At 72.3% G+C, this 18,757-nt stretch carries 17 protein-coding genes; 5 read left to right on the plus strand and 12 right to left on the minus strand.

All coding sequences use genetic code 11. The features are described from left to right. Positions 1–7 precede the first annotated feature (7 nt). The 6 genes from BFL37_RS11885 to guaB all read right to left on the minus strand — a co-directional run bounded on the left by BFL37_RS11885 (position 8) and on the right by guaB (position 7,031). Complete coding sequence (locus BFL37_RS11885; protein ID WP_086515352.1) at positions 8–1,009, minus strand: SURF1 family cytochrome oxidase biogenesis protein; 1,002 nt, start codon at positions 1,007–1,009, stop codon at positions 8–10. Continuing rightward, on the minus strand, positions 1,009–2,523 hold the full coding sequence (locus tag BFL37_RS11890; RefSeq protein WP_086515353.1) for a cation:proton antiporter: 1,515 nt from the start codon (positions 2,521–2,523) through the stop codon (positions 1,009–1,011). Before BFL37_RS11890 ends, BFL37_RS11885 begins: the two co-directional genes overlap by 1 nt. Positions 2,524–2,526: 3 nt before the next feature. Beyond that, the gene (locus BFL37_RS11895; RefSeq protein WP_086515354.1) at positions 2,527–3,060 is read right to left on the minus strand and encodes a cation:proton antiporter regulatory subunit; all 534 of its coding nucleotides are present in this window, start codon (positions 3,058–3,060) and stop codon (positions 2,527–2,529) included. A 92-nt stretch (positions 3,061–3,152) separates the two neighbouring features. Further along, positions 3,153–4,271, minus strand: a complete 1,119-nt coding sequence (locus tag BFL37_RS11900) for a GuaB3 family IMP dehydrogenase-related protein (protein WP_086515711.1) — start codon at positions 4,269–4,271, stop codon at positions 3,153–3,155. Continuing rightward, positions 4,264–5,361 carry a hypothetical protein gene (locus BFL37_RS11905; protein WP_086515355.1) on the minus strand — a complete coding sequence of 366 codons (1,098 nt, stop codon included), beginning with the start codon at positions 5,359–5,361 and terminating at the stop codon, positions 4,264–4,266. The genes BFL37_RS11900 and BFL37_RS11905 overlap by 8 nt, the downstream gene beginning before the upstream one ends. Positions 5,362–5,528: 167 nt before the next feature. After that, entirely contained in the window at positions 5,529–7,031 is a 1,503-nt protein-coding gene (gene guaB / locus BFL37_RS11910) for an IMP dehydrogenase (protein WP_086515356.1), read from the minus strand. 297 nt (positions 7,032–7,328) lie between these two features. Between guaB and BFL37_RS11915 the strand changes: the two genes are divergently transcribed. From BFL37_RS11915 to BFL37_RS11930, 4 genes are read left to right on the plus strand one after another with little or no spacing between them, the layout of a single operon-like run. Next, positions 7,329–8,726 (plus strand): branched-chain amino acid ABC transporter permease, encoded by a 1,398-nt coding sequence (locus BFL37_RS11915; RefSeq protein WP_241534065.1) that lies wholly within the window; start codon positions 7,329–7,331, stop codon positions 8,724–8,726. A gap of 6 nt (positions 8,727–8,732) precedes the next feature. Then, positions 8,733–9,704 (plus strand): branched-chain amino acid ABC transporter permease, encoded by a 972-nt coding sequence (locus BFL37_RS11920; protein WP_086515358.1) that lies wholly within the window; start codon positions 8,733–8,735, stop codon positions 9,702–9,704. After that, positions 9,697–10,620 carry an ABC transporter ATP-binding protein gene (locus BFL37_RS11925; RefSeq protein WP_086515359.1) on the plus strand — a complete coding sequence of 308 codons (924 nt, stop codon included), beginning with the start codon at positions 9,697–9,699 and terminating at the stop codon, positions 10,618–10,620. The genes BFL37_RS11920 and BFL37_RS11925 overlap by 8 nt, the downstream gene beginning before the upstream one ends. Then, positions 10,617–11,375: an ABC transporter ATP-binding protein gene (locus tag BFL37_RS11930; RefSeq protein WP_086515360.1), complete on the plus strand. Its 759-nt coding sequence runs from the start codon at positions 10,617–10,619 to the stop codon at positions 11,373–11,375. The genes BFL37_RS11925 and BFL37_RS11930 overlap by 4 nt, the downstream gene beginning before the upstream one ends. Before the next feature lie 305 nt (positions 11,376–11,680). Here the strand turns inward: BFL37_RS11930 and BFL37_RS11935 are convergent, their stop codons facing one another. From BFL37_RS11935 to groES, 3 genes are all read right to left on the minus strand, one after another. After that, positions 11,681–12,961 (minus strand): ABC transporter substrate-binding protein, encoded by a 1,281-nt coding sequence (locus BFL37_RS11935; RefSeq protein ID WP_086515361.1) that lies wholly within the window; start codon positions 12,959–12,961, stop codon positions 11,681–11,683. Positions 12,962–13,139: 178 nt separating this feature from the next. Then, positions 13,140–14,093: an EamA family transporter RarD gene (gene rarD / locus BFL37_RS11940; RefSeq protein ID WP_086515362.1), complete on the minus strand. Its 954-nt coding sequence runs from the start codon at positions 14,091–14,093 to the stop codon at positions 13,140–13,142. A gap of 172 nt (positions 14,094–14,265) precedes the next feature. Next, positions 14,266–14,562, minus strand: coding sequence for a co-chaperone GroES (groES, locus tag BFL37_RS11945; RefSeq protein ID WP_012039257.1), 297 nt, complete (start codon positions 14,560–14,562; stop codon positions 14,266–14,268). Between the two features lie 145 nt (positions 14,563–14,707). Here groES and BFL37_RS11950 point away from each other — a divergent pair, with 145 nt between their 5' ends. Then, positions 14,708–15,910, plus strand: coding sequence for a class I SAM-dependent methyltransferase (locus BFL37_RS11950; RefSeq protein WP_086515363.1), 1,203 nt, complete (start codon positions 14,708–14,710; stop codon positions 15,908–15,910). Between the two features lie 78 nt (positions 15,911–15,988). Here the strand turns inward: BFL37_RS11950 and BFL37_RS11955 are convergent, their stop codons facing one another. From BFL37_RS11955 to tsaB, 3 genes are all read right to left on the minus strand, one after another. Further along, positions 15,989–16,414 carry a DUF4190 domain-containing protein gene (locus BFL37_RS11955; RefSeq protein ID WP_086515364.1) on the minus strand — a complete coding sequence of 142 codons (426 nt, stop codon included), beginning with the start codon at positions 16,412–16,414 and terminating at the stop codon, positions 15,989–15,991. A 104-nt stretch (positions 16,415–16,518) separates the two neighbouring features. Then, positions 16,519–18,138, minus strand: coding sequence for a tRNA (adenosine(37)-N6)-threonylcarbamoyltransferase complex transferase subunit TsaD (tsaD, locus tag BFL37_RS14880; RefSeq protein WP_086515365.1), 1,620 nt, complete (start codon positions 18,136–18,138; stop codon positions 16,519–16,521). After that, complete coding sequence (gene tsaB / locus BFL37_RS11965; RefSeq protein WP_086515366.1) at positions 18,135–18,752, minus strand: tRNA (adenosine(37)-N6)-threonylcarbamoyltransferase complex dimerization subunit type 1 TsaB; 618 nt, start codon at positions 18,750–18,752, stop codon at positions 18,135–18,137. The genes tsaD and tsaB overlap by 4 nt, the downstream gene beginning before the upstream one ends. Between the last annotated feature and the right edge of the window lie 5 nt (positions 18,753–18,757).

Consider the following 18,757-nt stretch of genomic DNA (forward strand, 5'->3'; position numbering starts at 1 on the left):
GTGGATCCTACCGGTCGGCGTCTGCGCGGCTCCCGGGCCGGCGCGCGTCGACGGCGTCGTCGCGGCCGCCCTCGGGGAGCGGCTCGTCGTCGTCGTCCTCGTCGTCGTCGTCGTCCTCGTCCTCGCGGTAGCCGGGCTGCTCGCGGGTCCACGTGTCGCGGACCGTCCGGTACCAGATCACGATCGCGAAGATCGCGAAGACCGCCCACTCGGCCGCGTAGAAGATGTTGAGCCAGTTGAGCTGCACGGCCTCGCTCGGCGGCGGCGAGTCGATGGACGCGAGACCCGCGACGGGCTCGGACGCGACGATGAAGCCGTTGTAGACGTCGCCGACGTCGCCGGGCCAGAGGTTGATGAGCGCGGCGGTGCTGAGCCGGGTCATGCGCTCGGGGTCCTGGCCCTCGCCTGGGGGCTCGGGCTGCTCGCTCGGCAGGAAGCGGCCGACGACCTCCTGGACCCCGGTGGGCGATCCGTCGCCCGCGTTCAGCGATGCGGCGACGCCCGCCGCCGCCTCGTCGGTCGGGGCCCAGCCGAGCGCGACCGGGACGCTGTCGGGCAGCGCCTCGGGCGCGGGATCCGCGGGGGCGCCGTCGTCCGTGATGGCGAGGTGCCCCACGACCCAGGCGCCCGTGCGGCCGGCGTTGAGCCGGTCGGAGACGACGACGAAGTCGCCGGGGACGAGGGCACCCTGGACGGTCACCATGTGCCCGGCCGACCGGTCGGTGACGTAGCCCTGCGGCTCGACCAGCGTGCCGAGCGGCAGCGCCGTCTCGGTGTCGCGCTCGATGACGACGCCCGACTCGACCGCGCGCGCCAGCTGCCACTGGCCGAGCGCGGCGAAGCCCGCAGCGATGACCAGGGCGAGCGCCAGGAGCGCGACCGAGCGAGGGCGGCGGGCGACCTGGCCGATCGTGGGTCCGGGGGCGGCGGGGCCGCCCGGGCCGGATCCCGCTGGCGCGGCGTCGGGACGCGCGGCGGCGTCGGGGCGGGGGTCGGGTGCGTGCGTCATCAGTAGTCGGGTTCCCGTTCGCGGGTGGGTGGTGTCCAGGTGTCGTGGTCGGACTGCTGGCCTGCCTGCTCGGCGCGGCGGTCGGGGGCGGGACGCGGGGCATCGGGGTCGGCGTCGCCGGCTGCGCCCGCGGCGGGCCGGTCGCGCGCGCCCTCCGCCTCGGGGCCGGTGCCCGGCGTCGTGCCGCGCGCCGCGGTTCCCGGCCGGGCTCCCGCCGCCGCGAGGCCGTCGTCGAAGGCGTCGGCCGGCACCTGCTCTCCGCGCTCGGCCGCCTCGAAGAGCGCGAGCGCGCCGGCCCGCTCGGCGTCGCGCGCGGCCTTCTCGACCGCGCGCTTCGTGGCGGAGCGGTACCGCGTGGGCAGCACGGCCGTGCCGATGCGCACCGAGTTGGCGGCGAGCAGCGGACCCATGATCGCCATCACCAGCACGTAGAGGCCCGCGAACGGCTGGATCCGCTCGTCGAGCCCCGCCGACAGCGACAGCGTCGCGAGGATGAGCGCGAACTCGCCGCGGTTCTGCAGGATGAAGGCCGTGTTGATGCCGGCCTGGGCGCCGTACCCGTTGAGCCACGCGACGAACTGCCCGGCGATGAGGTTCAGCGTGAAGGTCATGACCACGGCGAGGAGCACCGGGACGACGACCGTGGGGAACTCCCCGGGATCCAGCGCCAGCCCGAAGTTCAAGAAGAAGAACGCGCCGAAGACGTCGCGCAGCGGGATGGCGATCTGCTCGATGCGGTTGCGCACGCGCGTCGCGCCGAGCACGAGGCCGATGAGGAACGCGCCGATGGCGTCGGTGACGCCGAGCACCTCGCCGATGCCGCCGAACATGATCGCGAGCCCGAAGAACAGCACGGTGAAGAGCTCGACGTCGCGCGTGCGCAGGAACCGCGACAGGAACGCGCCGCCCTTCCGCGCCACCGTGAACATCACCACGAGGAAGGCGAACGACACCGCCAGCTGGCCGACCACCGCCCAGGGCTCGGTCTGGCCGCTCAGCACGACCGACACGATCGCGAGGTAGACGGCGATGAAGATGTCCTCGACGACGGTGACGCCGAGGATCATGGGCGTCTCGTCGTTGGCCAGGCGGTTGAGCTCGATGAGGAGCTTGGTGACGATGGCGCTCGAGGAGGTCGCCGTCATGCCCGCGATGATGAGCGCCTCGCGCGTGCCCCACCCGAGCGCGAAGCCGAACGCGAACCCGACGCCCATGTTGATGAGGACGTACGAGCCGCCGGAGACGATGAGCTTGCCGGCGTTGCCGAAGAACTCGTCCTGGTCGAACTCCAGCCCGAGGTTGAACAGCAGGAGGATCAGGCCGAAGACGGCGATGAGCTCCATGTCGCCCGAGGCGAAGTCGAGCGGGAACCAGTCGACGTTCGGGCTCGCGAGGAGCCCGACGAGCATGTAGATGGGGATCGCGGGCAGGCCGATGCGCTTGCCGAGCTGGCCGAACGCGTAGGCGAGGACGAACAGCAGGCCGAGGACGATGAGGTCGTGGCCGTGGTGCACCCGCTACCCTCCGTCCGGCGCGGAGCCGGGCGCGGGACGGTGCGGGAACTCGCCCGTCCGGTAGAACGCGAAGGCCTTGGCGACCTTCTCGGGGGATCCGGCGACCACGAGCGTGTCGCCCGGGTAGACGGTGAAGTCGTCGGACGGCGCGGGATTGGCGGACTCGCCGCGGACGACGGCCACGACCGTGAGGCCGACGACCCCGCGCGAGGCGAGGTTGCCGAGCGCCTGGCCGGCGATGTGGTCGTCGTAGTCGACCGTGAACCAGTCGATGCTGAGGCCGGGGATCTGGTCGAGCTTGTCGATCGACTCCGTGATGCGCGTGCCGCCGAGCAGCTCCGCGAGGGTGTGCGCCTCGTCCTCGCTCAGGCGGAGCGAGACCTTCTGCGTGTCGGGCCCGTCCTGCTCCTCCGAGAAGGTGATGAGGTCGCTGTGGCCGGAGCGGTGCGCGATGACGCCGACCTTGCCCCCGTCGTCCGTGATGAAGGTGTGCAGCACGCCGACACCCGGCAGCTTGACGCGACGGACCTCCGCCATGCGCGCACCTCCCTCTTCCTGTGGATCACAACGCGGGCCGTGCCCCGGGTGTTCCCGCCCGAGGACGGACGACCGGCGCTCGGGTGGACTGCCTACTTGCCGTACGGCGCGACGACGACCTCGACGCGCTGGAACTCCTTGAGGTCGGAGTAGCCGGTGGTGGCCATGGCGCGGCGCAGCGCGCCGACCAGGTTGGCGCTGCCGTCGGCCGTGGTGGACGGGCCGTAGAGGATCTGCTCGAGCGGCGCGACCTGGTCGACCCGCACGCGGTGGCCGCGGGGCAGCTCGGAGTGGTGCGCCTCGGCGCCCCAGTGGAAGCCCTGGCCGGGGGCGTCGGTCGCGCGGGCGAGCGTGGAGCCGAGCATGACCGCGTCGGCGCCGACCGCGATGGCCTTGACGATGTCGCCCGAGCTGCCGAGGCCGCCGTCGGCGATGACGTGCACGTAGCGGCCGCCGGACTCGTCCATGTAGTCGCGGCGAGCGCCGGCCACGTCGGAGAGCGCGGTGGCCATGGGCGCGTGGATCCCGAGGGTGGAGCGCGTGGTGGACGCCGCTCCCCCGCCGAACCCGACGAGCACGCCGGCCGCGCCCGTGCGCATGAGGTGCAGGGCCGCCGTGTACGTGGCCGCGCCGCCGACGATGACGGGCACGTCGAGCTCGTAGATGAACTTCTTGAGGTTGAGGGGCGCGGCCGCCTTCGAGACGTGCTCGGCGGAGACGGTGGTGCCGCGGATGACGAAGAGGTCGACGCCGGCCGCGACCACGGTCTCGTAGTGGTCGGCCGTGCGCTGGGGGGAGAGGGCAGCCGCGACGACGACGCCGGCCGCGCGGATCTCCGCGATGCGCGCCGTGATGAGCTCGGGCTTGATCGGCTCGGCGTAGATCTGCTGCATGCGGGCGGTGGCCGACTCGGGCGGCAGCGAGCGGATCTCCTCGAGCAGGCGCTCGGGGTGCTCGTACCGGGTCCAGAGGCCCTCGAGGTCGAGGACGCCGAGGCCGCCGAGGCGCCCCATCGCGATGGCCGTCGCCGGGGAGACCACGGAGTCCATGGGCGCCGCGAGGAACGGGATCTCGAACTGGTACGCGTCGATGGACCAGGAGACCGACACGTCCTGCGGGTCGCGCGTGCGCCTCGACGGGACGATGGCGATGTCGTCGAACGCGTACACACGGCGGGCCCGCTTGGCGCGGCCGATCTCTACATCACTCACCCGCACAGCCTAGCGGCGGGCTCCTGCGCGACCGGCCCCCGCCCGGATCCGGGCGCACCGAGGAGCCGGCGCGCGCGGCACGCCGCTCGGGCTCCACGCCCGCGTGCAGCAGGAGCGCGCGCACCCGCCCGGCCGCCAGGACGTCCCTCTCGGTCGCGTCGACGATGCGCCACCGCCCGCCTGCCCGCAGCCCCGCCGTCGGAACGTGGGCAGCGGCGGACGCGACCGGCCGCTGGCCGGTGATCCGCAGGCCGACCCGCTCCCCCGGCCAGGCGAGCGCGAGCCGCCCGTGGCCCTGCACGAGCACCCCGACGGCCGGTCGCGGGAGCCCCGTCTCCTCCGCGACGCCGCGGGCGACCGACTCGGCGGGACCGGCCGCCGCGCCGTCCGCCGCGTCGACCAGTCGCCCTGCGCGCCGGCTCCACGGGCCCGGCCCTCGCAGCTCCCGCTGCGCGTGGAGCTCCGCGTGGGTCGTGGCTACCGCCCGCCCGGCCGCGAGCGCGGCGTCGAGCGCGACCAGCCCGTGCGCGAACCAGCCCGGCGCAGGGACCGCGGCCGTGCGCACGGCGAGCACGGCCGCATCGTGCGACGCCGCGAGCGCCGTCGCCGCGAGCCCCGGGAGGCGCACGCCGTCAGCGGCCAGCACGAGCGCCGAACGCCCGCCGGAGGGATCCCGCACGATGCGCGTCCCCGCCCGGCGACCCGGAGGCAGACCCGGCACGTCGAGCAGCGTCACCTGCTGCGGCCACGGCGCGAGGCGGGGCAGGCCGTGGACGGCCGCCGCCGACGGGCCGCCGAGCACGATCGGCGCGACGGAGACCCGGACCAGCGCGCGGATCCGCAGCAGGTGCCGCTCCCGCGCCGACACCCCCTCCCAGGAGACGCGCTCCACGTGGATCCCCGCCCGCAGCCGCACCAGCTCGCCGCGCGCCTCGGCCCGGGCGACGGCGGCCGCGGCCGCGCGCTCCTCCGCGCCGACGGGATCCGCCGGGGACGCGGGCGCGCTCCCCGAGAGGATCAGCGCCACCGCGGGTGGCCCGAGCGCCGTCGCCTCGAGGGGATGGGAGGCGGGCGGCGGGGGCGGTGGCATGCGTGCAGTGTCGCGCCCGGGCCGGCTCGGGGATCCGCCCGACCGAGAACCGCCGGACGCGCGTCCGGAGACGCGCCCTGTGAGGGAGAGCCCGGACGCACGAGGGGCCGGTGCGCACGGCACCGGCCCCTCGTCGCCACCGCGCGGAGGCCGCGCGGCTCACCGCATCAGCGCCGGTAGTTGGGCGCCTCGACGACCATCTGCACGTCGTGCGGGTGCGACTCCTTGAGCCCGGCCGCGGTGATGCGCACGAAGCGCCCGCGGTCCTTGAGCTCGCCGACCGTGCGCGCGCCGACGTAGAACATCGACTGCCGCAGGCCGCCCGTGAGCTGGTAGACGACGTTGGCGAGGGACCCGCGGTAGGGCACCTGGCCCTCGATGCCCTCGGGGATGAGCTTGTCGTCGCTCGGCACGTCGGACTGGAAGTAGCGGTCCTTCGAGTAGGAGGTCTTCGAGCCGCGGGTCTGCAGGGCGCCGAGCGACCCCATCCCCCGGTAGCTCTTGAACTGCTTGCCGCCCACGAACATGAGGTCGCCGGGGCTCTCGTCGCAACCGGCGAGGAGGCTGCCGAGCATGACGGTGTCGGCGCCCGCGACGAGCGCCTTCGCGATGTCGCCCGAGTACTGGAGGCCGCCGTCCGCGATGACGGGGATGCCCGCGGCACGCGCGGCGAGCGATGCCTCGTAGACCGCGGTGACCTGGGGCACGCCGACGCCCGCGACGACGCGCGTGGTGCAGATGGACCCGGGGCCGACGCCGACCTTGATGGCGTCCGCGCCCGCCTCGATGAGCGCCTGCGCGCCCGAGCGGGTGGCGACGTTGCCGCCGATGACGTCCACGTGGGCGGACGCCGGGTCGGACTTCAGGCGGCGGATGATGTCGAGCACGCCCTTGCTGTCGCCGTTGGCCGTGTCGACCACGAGCACGTCGACGCCCGCGTCGACCAGCGCCATGCCGCGCTGCCAGGCGTCGCCGAAGAAGCCGATGGCCGCGCCGACGCGCAGGCGTCCCTCGGGGTCCTTCGTGGCGTCCGGGTACTGCTCCGACTTGTCGAAGTCCTTGACGGTGATGAGGCCGCGCAGCTTGCCGGCGTCGTCCACCAGCGGGAGCTTCTCGATCTTGTGCTCCGCGAAGATCGCGATCGCGTGGTCCGGGTCGATGCCGACGCGGCCCGTGATGAGCGGGGTGCGGGTCATCACGTCGCGCACGAGCGTCGTGGCCGCCTGCACGGGCGAGACGAAGCGCATGTCGCGGTTGGTGATGATGCCGACCAGCGTGCCGTCGGACTCGACGACGGGGAGGCCGGAGACGCGGAACTGGCCGCAGAGCGCGTCCACCTCGGCGACCGTCGCGTCGGGGCGCGTGGTGACCGGGTTCGTGATCATGCCCGACTCGCTGCGCTTCACCTTGTCGACGAAGGCGGCCTGGTCCTCGATGGAGAGGTTGCGGTGGATCACGCCGAGCCCGCCCTGGCGTGCCATCGCGATCGCCATGCGCGCCTCGGTGACGGTGTCCATCGCGGAGGAGAGGAGAGGTGCGGCGACGTCGATGTTGCGGGTGAGGCGCGAGGTCGTGTCCGCCTCGCTCGGGATGACGTCGGTGTGCCCCGGCAGGAGCATGACGTCGTCGTAGGTGAGGCCGATGACGCCGAACGGGTCGGACTGATCCAATTTTCCTCCAGGGGGATGAGAGGCGGATGGTGGAGCCGGGGGACCGCGTCGGCAACCGGTGTCTCGATGTTAACGGCCGCGATCCCGCGCTATTCCCGCCGTAGCACGCCGCCACGCGGCACAGGCCGGAAACATCCAGGACATAATCAGCACGTACTGTCAACCAACGTCGTCCTGACGGTAGTCGCGGCGCCTGCGCGGAACTCACCATCCGCCGGCTCCCCCTATGGAGGTCTAGTGATAGCCACTGGTTCGGCCGGAGCACGCGCGCAGCGCTTGTGGGCCCTGATTCTCGCGGTGGCTTTCGCCTGCACCGCACTTCTCCTCTCGGCCCCGGCGGCCGCCCACGCGGATCCACGCGCGGCGCCCCAGGCCGTCGACCCGGCCGCGGCCGAGCAGTCCCTGCTCGTGTGGGTCCGGGCGGATGCCGACAAGACCGGCATCGCCGGGGTCACCGTGACGGTCTCGGGCGGCGGCGGCGACGCCACCGGCACGACCGGTCCGGACGGCAAGGCGGAGGTCGGCCTCAGCGCGCCGGGCTCCTTCACGGTCGAGGTGGACGAGTCGACCATCCCCGAAGGGGCCGGCGTCCCCCGCGCGGGCTCCAGCCCCCGGGAGATCGACGTGGCGGCGGGGAACAAGAACGTCCCCGCCTTCTTCTTCATCTCCCCGGACGGCGCGGCGGCCGGATCCGCTCCCGCGCCGAGCGCCAGCACCGGTGCGGGCACGGGAACCTCCACCGGCGGCGAGACCGCCGCGCCGGACACGGAGACGGGCACCGTCACCGCCACGGCGGAGCCCGTGACCGAGAACAACTTCTGGAAGATCTTCTGGCCCAAGGTGGTGACGGGCCTGATCTTCGGCCTGCTGCTCGCCCTCGCGGCGATCGGCCTCTCCCTCATCTACGGCACCACGGGGCTCAACAACTTCGCGCACGGCGAGCTGGTCACCTTCGGCGCGCTCATGGCGTACCTCTTCAGCAACGTGCTGGGGCTCAACCCGGTGCTCGCGATCGTGATCACAGTGGTCCTCGGCGGGGCGTTCGGGTTCGCGCAGGACGCGGCGATCTGGAAGCCGCTGCGGAAGAGGCGCCTCGGGCTCGTGCCGCTGATGATCGTCACCATCGGCCTGTCGCTCGCGCTGCGCTACCTCTTCCAGTTCATCTTCGGCGCCGACCGCCTGACGCTCCCCAACAGCCCCGCGCCGTTCCTGGTGGTCGGGCCGGTGAGCCTCAAGTTCACTGACGTCGCCGGCGCGATCGTCTCGATCGTGCTGCTCCTGGCGGTCGCGTACGTGCTGCTGTACACGAAGATCGGCAAGGCCACCCGCGCCGTGTCCGACAACCGCTCGCTCGCGGCGGCGTCGGGCATCGACGTGGAGGGCGTGATCCGCGTGGTCTGGATCGGCGGCGCCGCGCTGGCGGCCCTGTCCGGCGTCTTCATCGCCTACTACCAGTCGCTGCGCTGGGACACGGGCGCGTCCATCCTGCTGCTCGTCTTCTCCGCCGTCGTCCTGGGCGGCCTGGGGACGGCGTTCGGCGCGCTCATCGGCTCGATCGTGATCGGCGTCTTCATCAACGTCAGCACCATGGTCCTGCCCGAGAACATGAAGTACGTGGCCGCTCTCGTGGTCATGATCGTCATCCTGCTCATCAGGCCCCAGGGCATCCTGGGTCGGAAAGATCGGATCGGTTAGCCGCGCATGAACTCCAACTTCATCTTCCTGGCGCTCGGCGAGATCTTCTCGCCGACCACCGCGGCGTACGCGCTCGCGACCGTCGGCCTCGTGATCCACTTCGGCTTCACGGGCCTGCTCAACTTCGGCCAGGCCGGCTTCATGGCCATCGGCGGCTACGCGTTCGCCATCACGGCGGTCATGTACGACTGGCCCGTCTGGGCGTCGCTGCTCGCGGCGATCGTCGCGTCCACGGTGTTCGCGCTCATCCTCGGAATACCGACGCTCAGGCTCCGGGCCGACTACCTCAGCATCGTGACCATCGCGGCCGCGGAGATCATCCGGTTGAGCGTCAAGACGCCCGAGTTCTCGGACGTCACGGGCGGCTCCGAGGGCATCAACGGCGCGGCCATCGGCTTCAACGAGCTGAACCCGCTGCCCGAGGGCCGCTTCGGCGCGGGCGTGCTCACCTACTCCTCCGACCAGTGGTGGATCCGCATCGTGGGCTGGGGCCTCGTGGGCATCGCGTGCCTGCTGGTCTTCCTCCTCATGCGCAGCCCCTGGGGCCGCGTGCTGAAGGGCGTGCGCGAGGACGAGGACGCGGTCCGCGCGCTCGGCAAGAACGTCTACTCCTACAAGATGCAGGCGCTCGTGCTCGGCGGCGTGTTCGGCGGGCTCGCGGGCGTGGTCTTCATCCTCCCGAGGTCGCTGCAGCCCGACAACTACGGCACGCAGCTCACGTTCTTCCTCTACACGATCATGCTGCTGGGAGGCGCTGCCACGATCTTCGGGCCGGTCATCGGCTCGATCATCTTCTGGGTCACGCTGTCGCTCTCGGACGGCCTGCTCAGCCTCGCGGTCACGAACGACTGGCTGCCCATCTCGAGCACCCAGCAGGGCCCGATCCGCTTCATCATCGTGGGCGTCGCGCTCATGCTGCTCGTGATCTTCCGACCACAGGGCATCTTCGGGAAGAAGAAGGAGACGCACTTTGCCTGACAAGACCCCGGTCTCGGCCATCCTCGACGGCGATGCCGGTCCGGGCTGCGCCAAGAAGGACCCCATCATCGTCGCGCACGGCGTCAGCCGGCAGTTCGGCGGCCTGAAGGCGGTCGACGTCGACCATCTCGAGATCCCCCGCGGCTCCATCACGGCCCTCATCGGCCCGAACGGCGCCGGCAAGACCACGTTCTTCAACCTGCTGACCGGCTTCGACAAGCCGAACACCGGCACGTGGGAGTTCTCGGGCAAGGACCTCGCCGGGATGAGCGCGTTCCGCGTCGCCCGCCTCGGCATGGTGCGCACGTTCCAGCTCACCAAGGCCCTCGGCGGCATGACGGTGCTGGAGAACATGCGCCTCGGCGCCACCGGCCAGGGCGGCGAGAGCTTCTTCGCCGCGCTGATCCGCCCCCTCTGGAAGAGGAAGGAGGAGGAGATCACCGACCGCGCGCGCACCCTCCTCAAGAAGTTCAAGCTCGACGCCAAGGAGGAGGACTACGCGGACAGCCTCTCCGGCGGCCAGCGGAAGCTCCTCGAGATGGCGCGCGCGCTCATGACGAAGCCGGATCTCGTGATGCTCGACGAGCCGATGGCCGGGGTCAACCCGGCGCTGACGCAGTCGCTGCTCCACCACATCCTCGACCTCAAGACCGAGGGCATGACCGTGCTGTTCGTCGAGCACGACATGCACATGGTCAACGAGATCGCGGACTGGGTCGTCGTCATGGCCGAGGGACGCATCGTCGCCGAGGGCCCGCCCTCGACCGTGATGAGCGACCCGGCCGTCATCGACGCCTACCTCGGCGCCCACCACGACACCGACCTCGGCACCCTCACGGGCCAGCGCGAGGTGGCGAAGGACATGGAGTCCGACCTCGTCAAGGACGAGATCGAGAAGGAAGCGGCAGACAAGTGACGACAGAGCGGGTCCTCCAGACCACCGACCTCCACGCGGGCTACCTGCCCGGGGTCAACATCCTCAACGGGTGCAACGTCCACGTCGACAAGGGCGAGCTGGTGGGCATCATCGGCCCGAACGGCGCGGGCAAGTCCACGCTGCTGAAGGCCATCTTCGGGCAGGTGAACATCCGCGGCGGCAGCATCGAGCTGAACGGCCAGGACATCACGGGGCTCAAGGCCGACAAGCTCGTGTCGCGCGGTGTCGGCATGGTGCCGCAGAACAACAACGTGTTCCCCACGCTCACCATCGACGAGAACCTGCAGATGGGCGCGTACCAGAAGCCGAAGATGTACAAGGAGCGGCTCGCGTTCGTCACCGACCTGTTCCCGGAGCTCGGCAAGCGGCTCAAGCAACGCGCCGGATCCCTCTCGGGCGGCGAGCGCCAGATGGTCGCCATGTCGCGCGCGCTCATGATGGATCCGACGGTGCTGCTGCTCGACGAGCCGAGCGCCGGCCTGTCCCCCGTGCGCCAGGACGAGACGTTCATCAACGTGGCGCAGATCAACCGCGCGGGCGTCTCCGTGATGATCGTGGAGCAGAACGCCCGCCGCGCGCTCCAGATCTGCGACCGCGGCTACGTGCTCGACCAGGGCAAGGACGCGTACGAGGGCCGCGGGCGCGAGCTCATGAACGACCCGAAGGTGATCGAGCTGTACCTCGGCACGCTCGCCGCCGACCAGGAGAAGGCCAAGGCGGCGCCCCAGCCCTGATCCCGACCCACGCACGACGCGACGCGGCATCCCCTCGGGGGTGCCGCGTCGTCGTATGCGCGGGTCGGGCTCTCGCGGGCGGCGACCGCGCAAGCAGGGCGGACCGGGGCACCGGTCCACCCACCGCGGCAGCGTGGGTGCACGGCCTCCTGACCCGGTGCCAGCCGCGTCCTCTCTCCGGCAGGCTCGCACGCCCGCTGACCGTCATCCTGCGCCCTGGCGAGCACGCGAGCGGAGCCGCGCCCGCGCACGCCGAAGGGCCCGGTCCATGCGGACCGGGCCCTCAGCCGTGCGTGGTGCGGGTGCTAGTCGAGCTTGCCGTAGACCTGCTCGGAGAAGGTGCGCGTGTTGCCCTCTCCGTACTTGTAGACGGAGACGTACGCCTCGGTCGGGTCGCCGTTCTCATCGAACGTGATCGGGCCGGAGAGGCCGTCGTAGTCGATGTCGGTGCCGGCCTCGATGAGCTCGGCGCAGTCCGCGAACGACTCGCACTTCTCCCCGCCCTCGGAGACCGACTGGAGGTTGTCCTTGATGGTGGCCCCGTCGGTCGCCCCGCCCTGGAGCGCGGCGAGCGCGAGGAGCACGGTGCCGTCGTACGACTCCGCGGAGTAGCTGAACACCGAGAGCTCGGGGTCCCCGTCGGCCTTCACCATGTCCTGGAGACGCTGCTGGAAGTCCTCCTTCGCCTCGACGCCGGGGTTCGTGAACTGCGCCCCCGCGATGTCGACGTTGGTGTCGTCCTCGGTGATGACGCCGTAGTTGCCGTCCGTGCCGTAGAAGTTGTTGAAGTCGAAGCCCTTGGACGCCAGCTGGTCGGCGATGGTCTTGATCTCGTCGAACGAGATCACGACGAGCGCGTCGGGGTTCGGCGCGAGCACCGAGGTGATGGCGCTGTTGAAGTCCGTCGCGGACGGCTCGAAGACGCTCTCGGCCGCGATGGTGGCGCCGCCCTCCTCGAGCGTCTTCTTGATGTTCTCCTGGAGGCCCGTGCCGTAGGCGTCGTTCATGTAGAGGATCGAGACGTTGGTCTTGCCGTCCTGGAGGATCTTGGTGCCGAGGATGCGGCCCTGGAGCACGTCCGACGGGGCGGTGCGCCAGAAGTAGCCGTCGTCCGCGTAGTCGGTGAAGTCGGGCGAGGTGTTCGCCGGCGACAGCTGCACGACGCCGGCCTGCGTGACCTGGTCGATGAAGGTCTTCGAGACGCCGGAGGACGCGGCGCCGACGATGGCGCTGTTCCCGTCCGCGATGAGCGAGGTGGCCGACTGGCTCGCGATGTCGGTCGTGGTGTCGCCCGAGTCCTTGTCCGTGACGGTGACCTGGATGCCGGCGGCAGCCTCGTTGATGTCCTGCTCCGCGAGGTGCACGCCCGCGAACTCGGGCGGGCCGAGGACCGCGAGGGAACCCGTCTGCGGCAGGATCGTGCCGATCTTCAGGTCGAGGTCGCCCGACTCGGTGGTGCCGCCGCTGGTGCCGCCGCCGGAGCAGCCGGCGAGGACGAGGGCGCCGGCCGCCGCGATGGTGATCGCGCTGAGGGCCGTGCGGGCGGGTCGTGAGCGGGAGGCCGAAGCCCTGCCGAATGCGCTCATGGTGCTCCTTATGGATGTGTGTGGTGATGCTCGGGAATGTGATGCATGAGGCACGCGAATGCGCGCCTCGCCTGGTGCGACCCTATGGCGCGGATGAGACGGGCACAATGCATCGGCATTTCCGTCGTGTAACGCGACCCGATCGTTACCATTCGGAGAAAGCGCGACGGGATCCGAATCAGATGCCCTCGACGACCGCCGGATCCCTCTGCACGGGCACCCGGGTCGAGATGCGGCGGCGCGACACCCGGAGCATGTCGACCGTGAGCAGGACGAGCGCCGCCCACACGATCGCGAAACCCGCCCAGCGCTCGGGCGGCATGGCCTCGTGCATCACGAAGACGCCGAATCCGAATTGCAGGAGCGGCGCCAGGTACTGCGTGAGCCCGATCACCGAGAGGGGCAGGCGCCCGGCGGCGAACCCGAAGAGGAGGAGCGGCCCGGCGGTGACGACGCCGGTGCTGACCAGCAGGAGCGTGTGCCCGAGCGAGACCGTGCCGATGGTGAGCCCGGCGCCCGCGCCCGTGATCACGAGCATGGTCGTGGCGGCGGGGACGAGCCACGCGGTCTCGAGCGCCAGGCCCGAGAGCGCGTCCGCTCCGCCGCTCACGCGCTTCTTCACGAGCCCGTAGAGCCCGAAGGACCCGGCGAGCGCGAGCGACACCCAGGGCAGCTGCCCGTAGCCGATCGCGATGACCGCCACGGCCACCGCGGACAGGCCGACGGCCGCCGACTGCAGCGGACGGAGGCCCTCGCGCAGGAGGATCACGCCGAGCAGCACCGTGACGATCGGGTTGATGAAGTAGCCGAGCGCCGTCTCGACCACGTGGCCGGAGAGCGTGCCGTAGACGTAGACGGTCCAGTTGACGAGGATCAGGTGGCCGGCGAGCCCGAGACCGAGCAGGATCCGCGGCCGCCGGACGATGGCGACCACGCGCGACCAGCGCCTCGCGGCCGTGATGACGAGGGCGCAGACGACGAGCGAGAAGAGGATCCGCCAGCCGACGATCTCGAACGCGCCCGCCGGCACGAGGAGCAGGAAGAAGACGGGAAGGACGCCCCACAGCCCGTACGCGCCGACCGCGGCGATGAGGCCGGTGCGGGTCGAGGACTCGGGGGCGGGGCGCGTCACCTCACGAGGCTAGCGGCGCGGCGGGTCGGCTGCCCGCGGCGGGCGGTGCCCGCAGCGGCTCGGTGCCCGCGGCGGCCCAGCTCCCCTGATGCACCCGGGCCCGGACGCACGGGAGCCCGGCCGAACGCGTCGGCCGGGCTCCCGGGTGGTGCGGTGTCGCTGGTGCGGAGCGTCAGCGCTCGATGACGGCGAGCACGTCGCGCGCCGAGAGGACGAGGAGGTCCTGGCCGTCGTACTTGACCTCGGTTCCGCCGTACTTGGAGTAGATGACCTTGTCGCCCACGGCGACGTCGAGCGGGACGCGGTTGCCGTTGTCGTCGATGCGGCCGGGGCCCACGGCCACGACCTCGCCCTCCTGCGGCTTCTCCTTGGCGGTGTCGGGGATGACCAGACCAGACGCGGTGGTCTGCTCGGCTTCGACCTGCTGGATGACGATGCGATCCTCGAGCGGCTTGATGGAGACCGACACGGTTGACCTCTTCCTTCGTGACTAAGGGACAAGACTTCGTTGGCAATCTCCCGGGGAGAGTGCCAGGTGAGATTCTACGGGCCGCGCTTGCACTCGCGCAACGCGAGTGCCAATCCGCGCGGAGGCGCCCCGGTACGGTGGGCGGATGGATCAGACCGACCTCCGCGAGGTGCTCTCGCTCGAGGGGCTCCGCCTGCTCGACTCCCTCCCCGCGCCCGCGCCGGGGGACGACATGGTGCGGATGGTGAGCGCGCTGCGCGGCGAGGGACACTCCCCCGCGCTCGTCTCCGCCGTCCTCACGCAGTCGCGCCTGCGCGCGAAGGCCAGGGGCAAGTTCGGCGACTTCGCGGAGCGCATGCTCTTCACCGAGGCCGGGCTCGAGCAGGCGACGCGCCTCCCTGTCGCCGCGCAGCACGCGGGGCGCTTCCAGCAGGCGGGCGTCGCGCACGTGGCCGACCTCGGCTGCGGGATCGGCGGGGACGCGATGGCCATGGCGGCCATCGGGATCCGCGTCACGGCCGTCGAGCGCGACGAGGTGACCGCGGCGGTCGCCGGCTGGAACCTGGCGCCGTTCCCCGAGGCCGAGGTCGAGCAGGGCACGGCCGAGGCGTTCGACGCCGGGCGCGTCGACGGCGTGTACCTCGACCCGGCCAGGCGCACGGACGGGCACTCCTCCACGCGCCGCATCTCGGATCCGGACGCGTACTCCCCCACCCTCTCCGCCGCGTTCGAGCTGGCCGCCGGACGGGCCGCGGGCATCAAGCTCGGGCCGGGCCTCGACCGCGACCTCATCCCCGCGGAGGCGGAGGCGCAGTGGGTGTCGGTCGACGGGCAGGCCGTCGAGATGGGCCTGTGGTTCGGGCCGACGCGGCGCGACGGCGTGCGGCGGGCGGCGCTCGTGATCGGCGGCGGGACGCAGGCGGAGCTCACGGCGGCGGCCGACAGCGAGGACGCCGAGCTCGGCGAGCTGGGCGCGCACCTCTACGAGCCGGACGGCGCCGTGATCCGCGCCCGCCTCATCGGCGACCTCGCGCGCTCGCTCGACGGGCGGATGGTCGGCGAGGGCATCGCGTGGATCACGTCCGAGCGCGAGCAGGCGACGCCGTTCGCGCGCGGCTTCCGGGTGCGGGAGGTGCTGCCGCTCGACGAGCAGCGGCTCAAGCGCGAGCTGCGGGCGCGCGGGATCGGGACGCTGGAGATCAAGAAGCGCGGGGTCGACGTGGACCCGGCCAGGCTGCGCACGCGGCTGCAGCTGAAGGGCGACGGCTCGGCGACGCTCATCGCGACGCGGGTCGGCGGGCGGCGCGTCGCGATCCTCGCGGACCGGCACGGGGTCGCCGCGGGCTGACGCCTGCGCGGCTCCCGCACACGACGACGCGGCCGCCCCCGAGGGGACGGCCGCGTCGTGTCGTGCGGGTGGTGCGGGTTACGGCGCCGTCGGGATCGGGGTGCCGTTGATCTCGCCGGTCTGGATCGCGGTGTTCACGAAGACGACGACGAACAGGACCACGAGGATGCTGACCAGCACGCCGACGATGCCGGTGATGATGCCGGTGAGCCAGAAGCCCTTGGTGCCGGGGTTGCGCTTGCGCGCGAGGACACCCGTGATGATCGCGGCGATGCCCACGAAGAACGTGAGGAACCACAGCGGCAGGGACAGCAGGACGGAGACGATGCCGAGCACCATCGACGTGATGGCGAGGCCCTTCTTGGGCGCACCGCCCTGGCCGGGCTGGTAGGGCGCCGCGTAGGGCGAGTCGGAGCCGGCGGCGGGAGCGGCCGGGTAGGCGGGCTGGCTCGGCGCGGGCGGGAAGCCGTCGTTGGAGCGGTCCGGGTTCTGCGGATCGGTCATTGTCGTTCCTTTCGTCCCTGGGAACATACCGTGATGCGTGCCCCGGGATTCTCCCGTTCGGGAAATAGCCGCGAAAGGTCCCCGCAATGGGGGCGCCGCGCCGCTCAGCCGACCTGGACGACGGTGACGGGCAGCGTCGAGTCGGCGCCGAACGCGAGACCGGACGGCGCGCGGCCCGACGCGATGAGGCGGGCGCCGAGCGCCGCGATCATGGCCCCGTTGTCGGTGCAGAGCGACAGGGGCGGGATCCGCAGCTCGATGCCCGCGGCGGCGCACCGCTCCGCCGCGAGCTCGCGGACCCGCGCGTTCGCGACGACGCCGCCGCCGAGCAGGAGGCGCGGGATCCCGTGGTCGACGCACGCGGCGACGGCCTTCGTGAGCAGCACGTCGACGACGGCCTCGCGGAAGCTCGCGGCGACGTCCGCCACGGGCACGGGCTCGCCCGCGTCCTGGCGCTTCTCGACCCAGCGGGCGACCGCGGTCTTGAGCCCGGAGAAGGAGAAGTCGTAGCGGTGGCGCTCCATGTCCTTCGGGAGGGAGAGGCCGCGGGGGAAGCGGATCGCGCGCGGGTCGCCGTCGGCCGCGACGCGGTCGATGTGCGGGCCGCCGGGGTACGGCAGGCCGAGCACGCGGGCCACCTTGTCGAAGGCCTCGCCCGCGGCGTCGTCGATGGTCTCGCCGAGGAGCTCGACGTCGTCCACGAGGTCGCGCACGAGGAGGAGCGAGGTGTGGCCGCCGGAGACGAGGAGCGCGATGCTCGGCGTCTCGAGCGGGACGCCGGGGCCCCCGTCGGTGCTGAGGAGGTCCGCGCCCACGTGGCCGACGAGGTGGTTGACGCCGTGCAGGGGGATGTCGAGGGCCACGGCGAGCGCCTTCGCCGCGCCGACCCCGACCATCAGCGCGCCCGAGAGGCCCGGGCCCGCGGTGACGGCGATCGCGTCGAGGTCACGCAGGGCGACGCCCGCCTCGGCGAGCGCGGCGTCGATCGCGGGGGTCAGCGCCTCGAGGTGCGCGCGGGCGGCGACCTCGGGCACGACGCCGCCGTAGCGGGCGTGCTCCTCCATCGAGCTGGAGATGACGTTGGCGAGGAGCGTCTGGCCGCGGACGATGCCGATGCCGGTCTCGTCGCAGGAGGTCTCGATGCCGAGGACGAGGGGGCCGGCGTCGGGGTCGTCGTCCGTCCCCGCGTCCGGGGCCGGCTCGTCATGCGCACCGGATGCGGCGCCGGCCGGCGCGTCGCGCGGCTCCGTCGGCTCGGGCGGCGCCTCGGACAGGGCGACCCGCATCACCACGGCGTCGACGTCGTCCGGCTGGTAGTAGTGCGGGCGGACGGCGATGGGCTCGAACCCGAGCGAGGAGTACAGGGCCTGTGCGACCGGGTTGTCGGCGCGCACCTCGAGCAGGACCTCGCGGGCGCCGCGGGCGTGCGCCTGGGCGACCAGCCGGGTGAGGAGGGCCCGGCCGATGCCGCGTCCCCGGCTGCCGTCCGCGACGGCGATGGTCTGGACGTCGGCGGCGTGCGCCCCGCGCGGGCAGGAGAGGCCGGCGTAGCCGAGGATCCGGCCGTCCGTCTCGTCGACGGCGACGACGTACCAGCCGTGGCGGGCCGTCAGCTCGCCGCGCATCGCGTCGGCCGACCAGGCGTCGGAGACGAACGTGGTGGTCTCGAGGTGCATCAGCGCGGGCAGGTCGGCGACCTCGGCGGCGCGGAACAGGACGCTCACGAGGTGACCCGCTTGGGGCCCGCGGAGAGGGTGACGTCGGGCGAGCGGAGGTAGAGCGCCTCGTCGGCCGCGAAGGGCAGGTCGAGCTCGTCCATCCGGCGGGCGACCTGCGCGAGGGCTGCCGCGCGCACCCCGGCGGCGTCGACGCGGTGGTCGGCGGAGGGCACGTCGTCGGGCTTGCTCAAGCCGGGGCCCGCGGTGCGCTCGGCGACGCCGCCGTCGACGGGGGCGCGGTAGACGGACCAGTACAGCTCGCGGCGGCGCGCGTCGGTGACGACCACGAGGGATCCGGTGCCGCCCGACGCGTAGTGGTCGTGGGCGACGGCGTCGTGGCTGACCACGGGGATCACGCGCACGTCGAGCCCGGTCGCGAGGACGCGGGCCGCGGCGATGCCGACGCGGAGGCCGGTGAAGGGACCGGGGCCCATGCCCGCGACGACGGCGCGGACGTCGCACCGGTCGATGCCGGACGCCGTGAGGCACTCGTCGAGCAGCGTGCCGATGACCTCGGCGTGCCGCATGGTGTCGGCCTCCTGGCATTCAGCGAGCACGCGGCCGTCGGGGTCGATGACGGCGACGCCCGTGCCGGCGGAGGTGTCGATCGCGAGGAGCACTGGAC

The organism is Clavibacter michiganensis, from assembly GCF_002151125.1.
In the GTDB taxonomy this organism is placed as follows: domain Bacteria; phylum Actinomycetota; class Actinomycetes; order Actinomycetales; family Microbacteriaceae; genus Clavibacter; species Clavibacter michiganensis_C.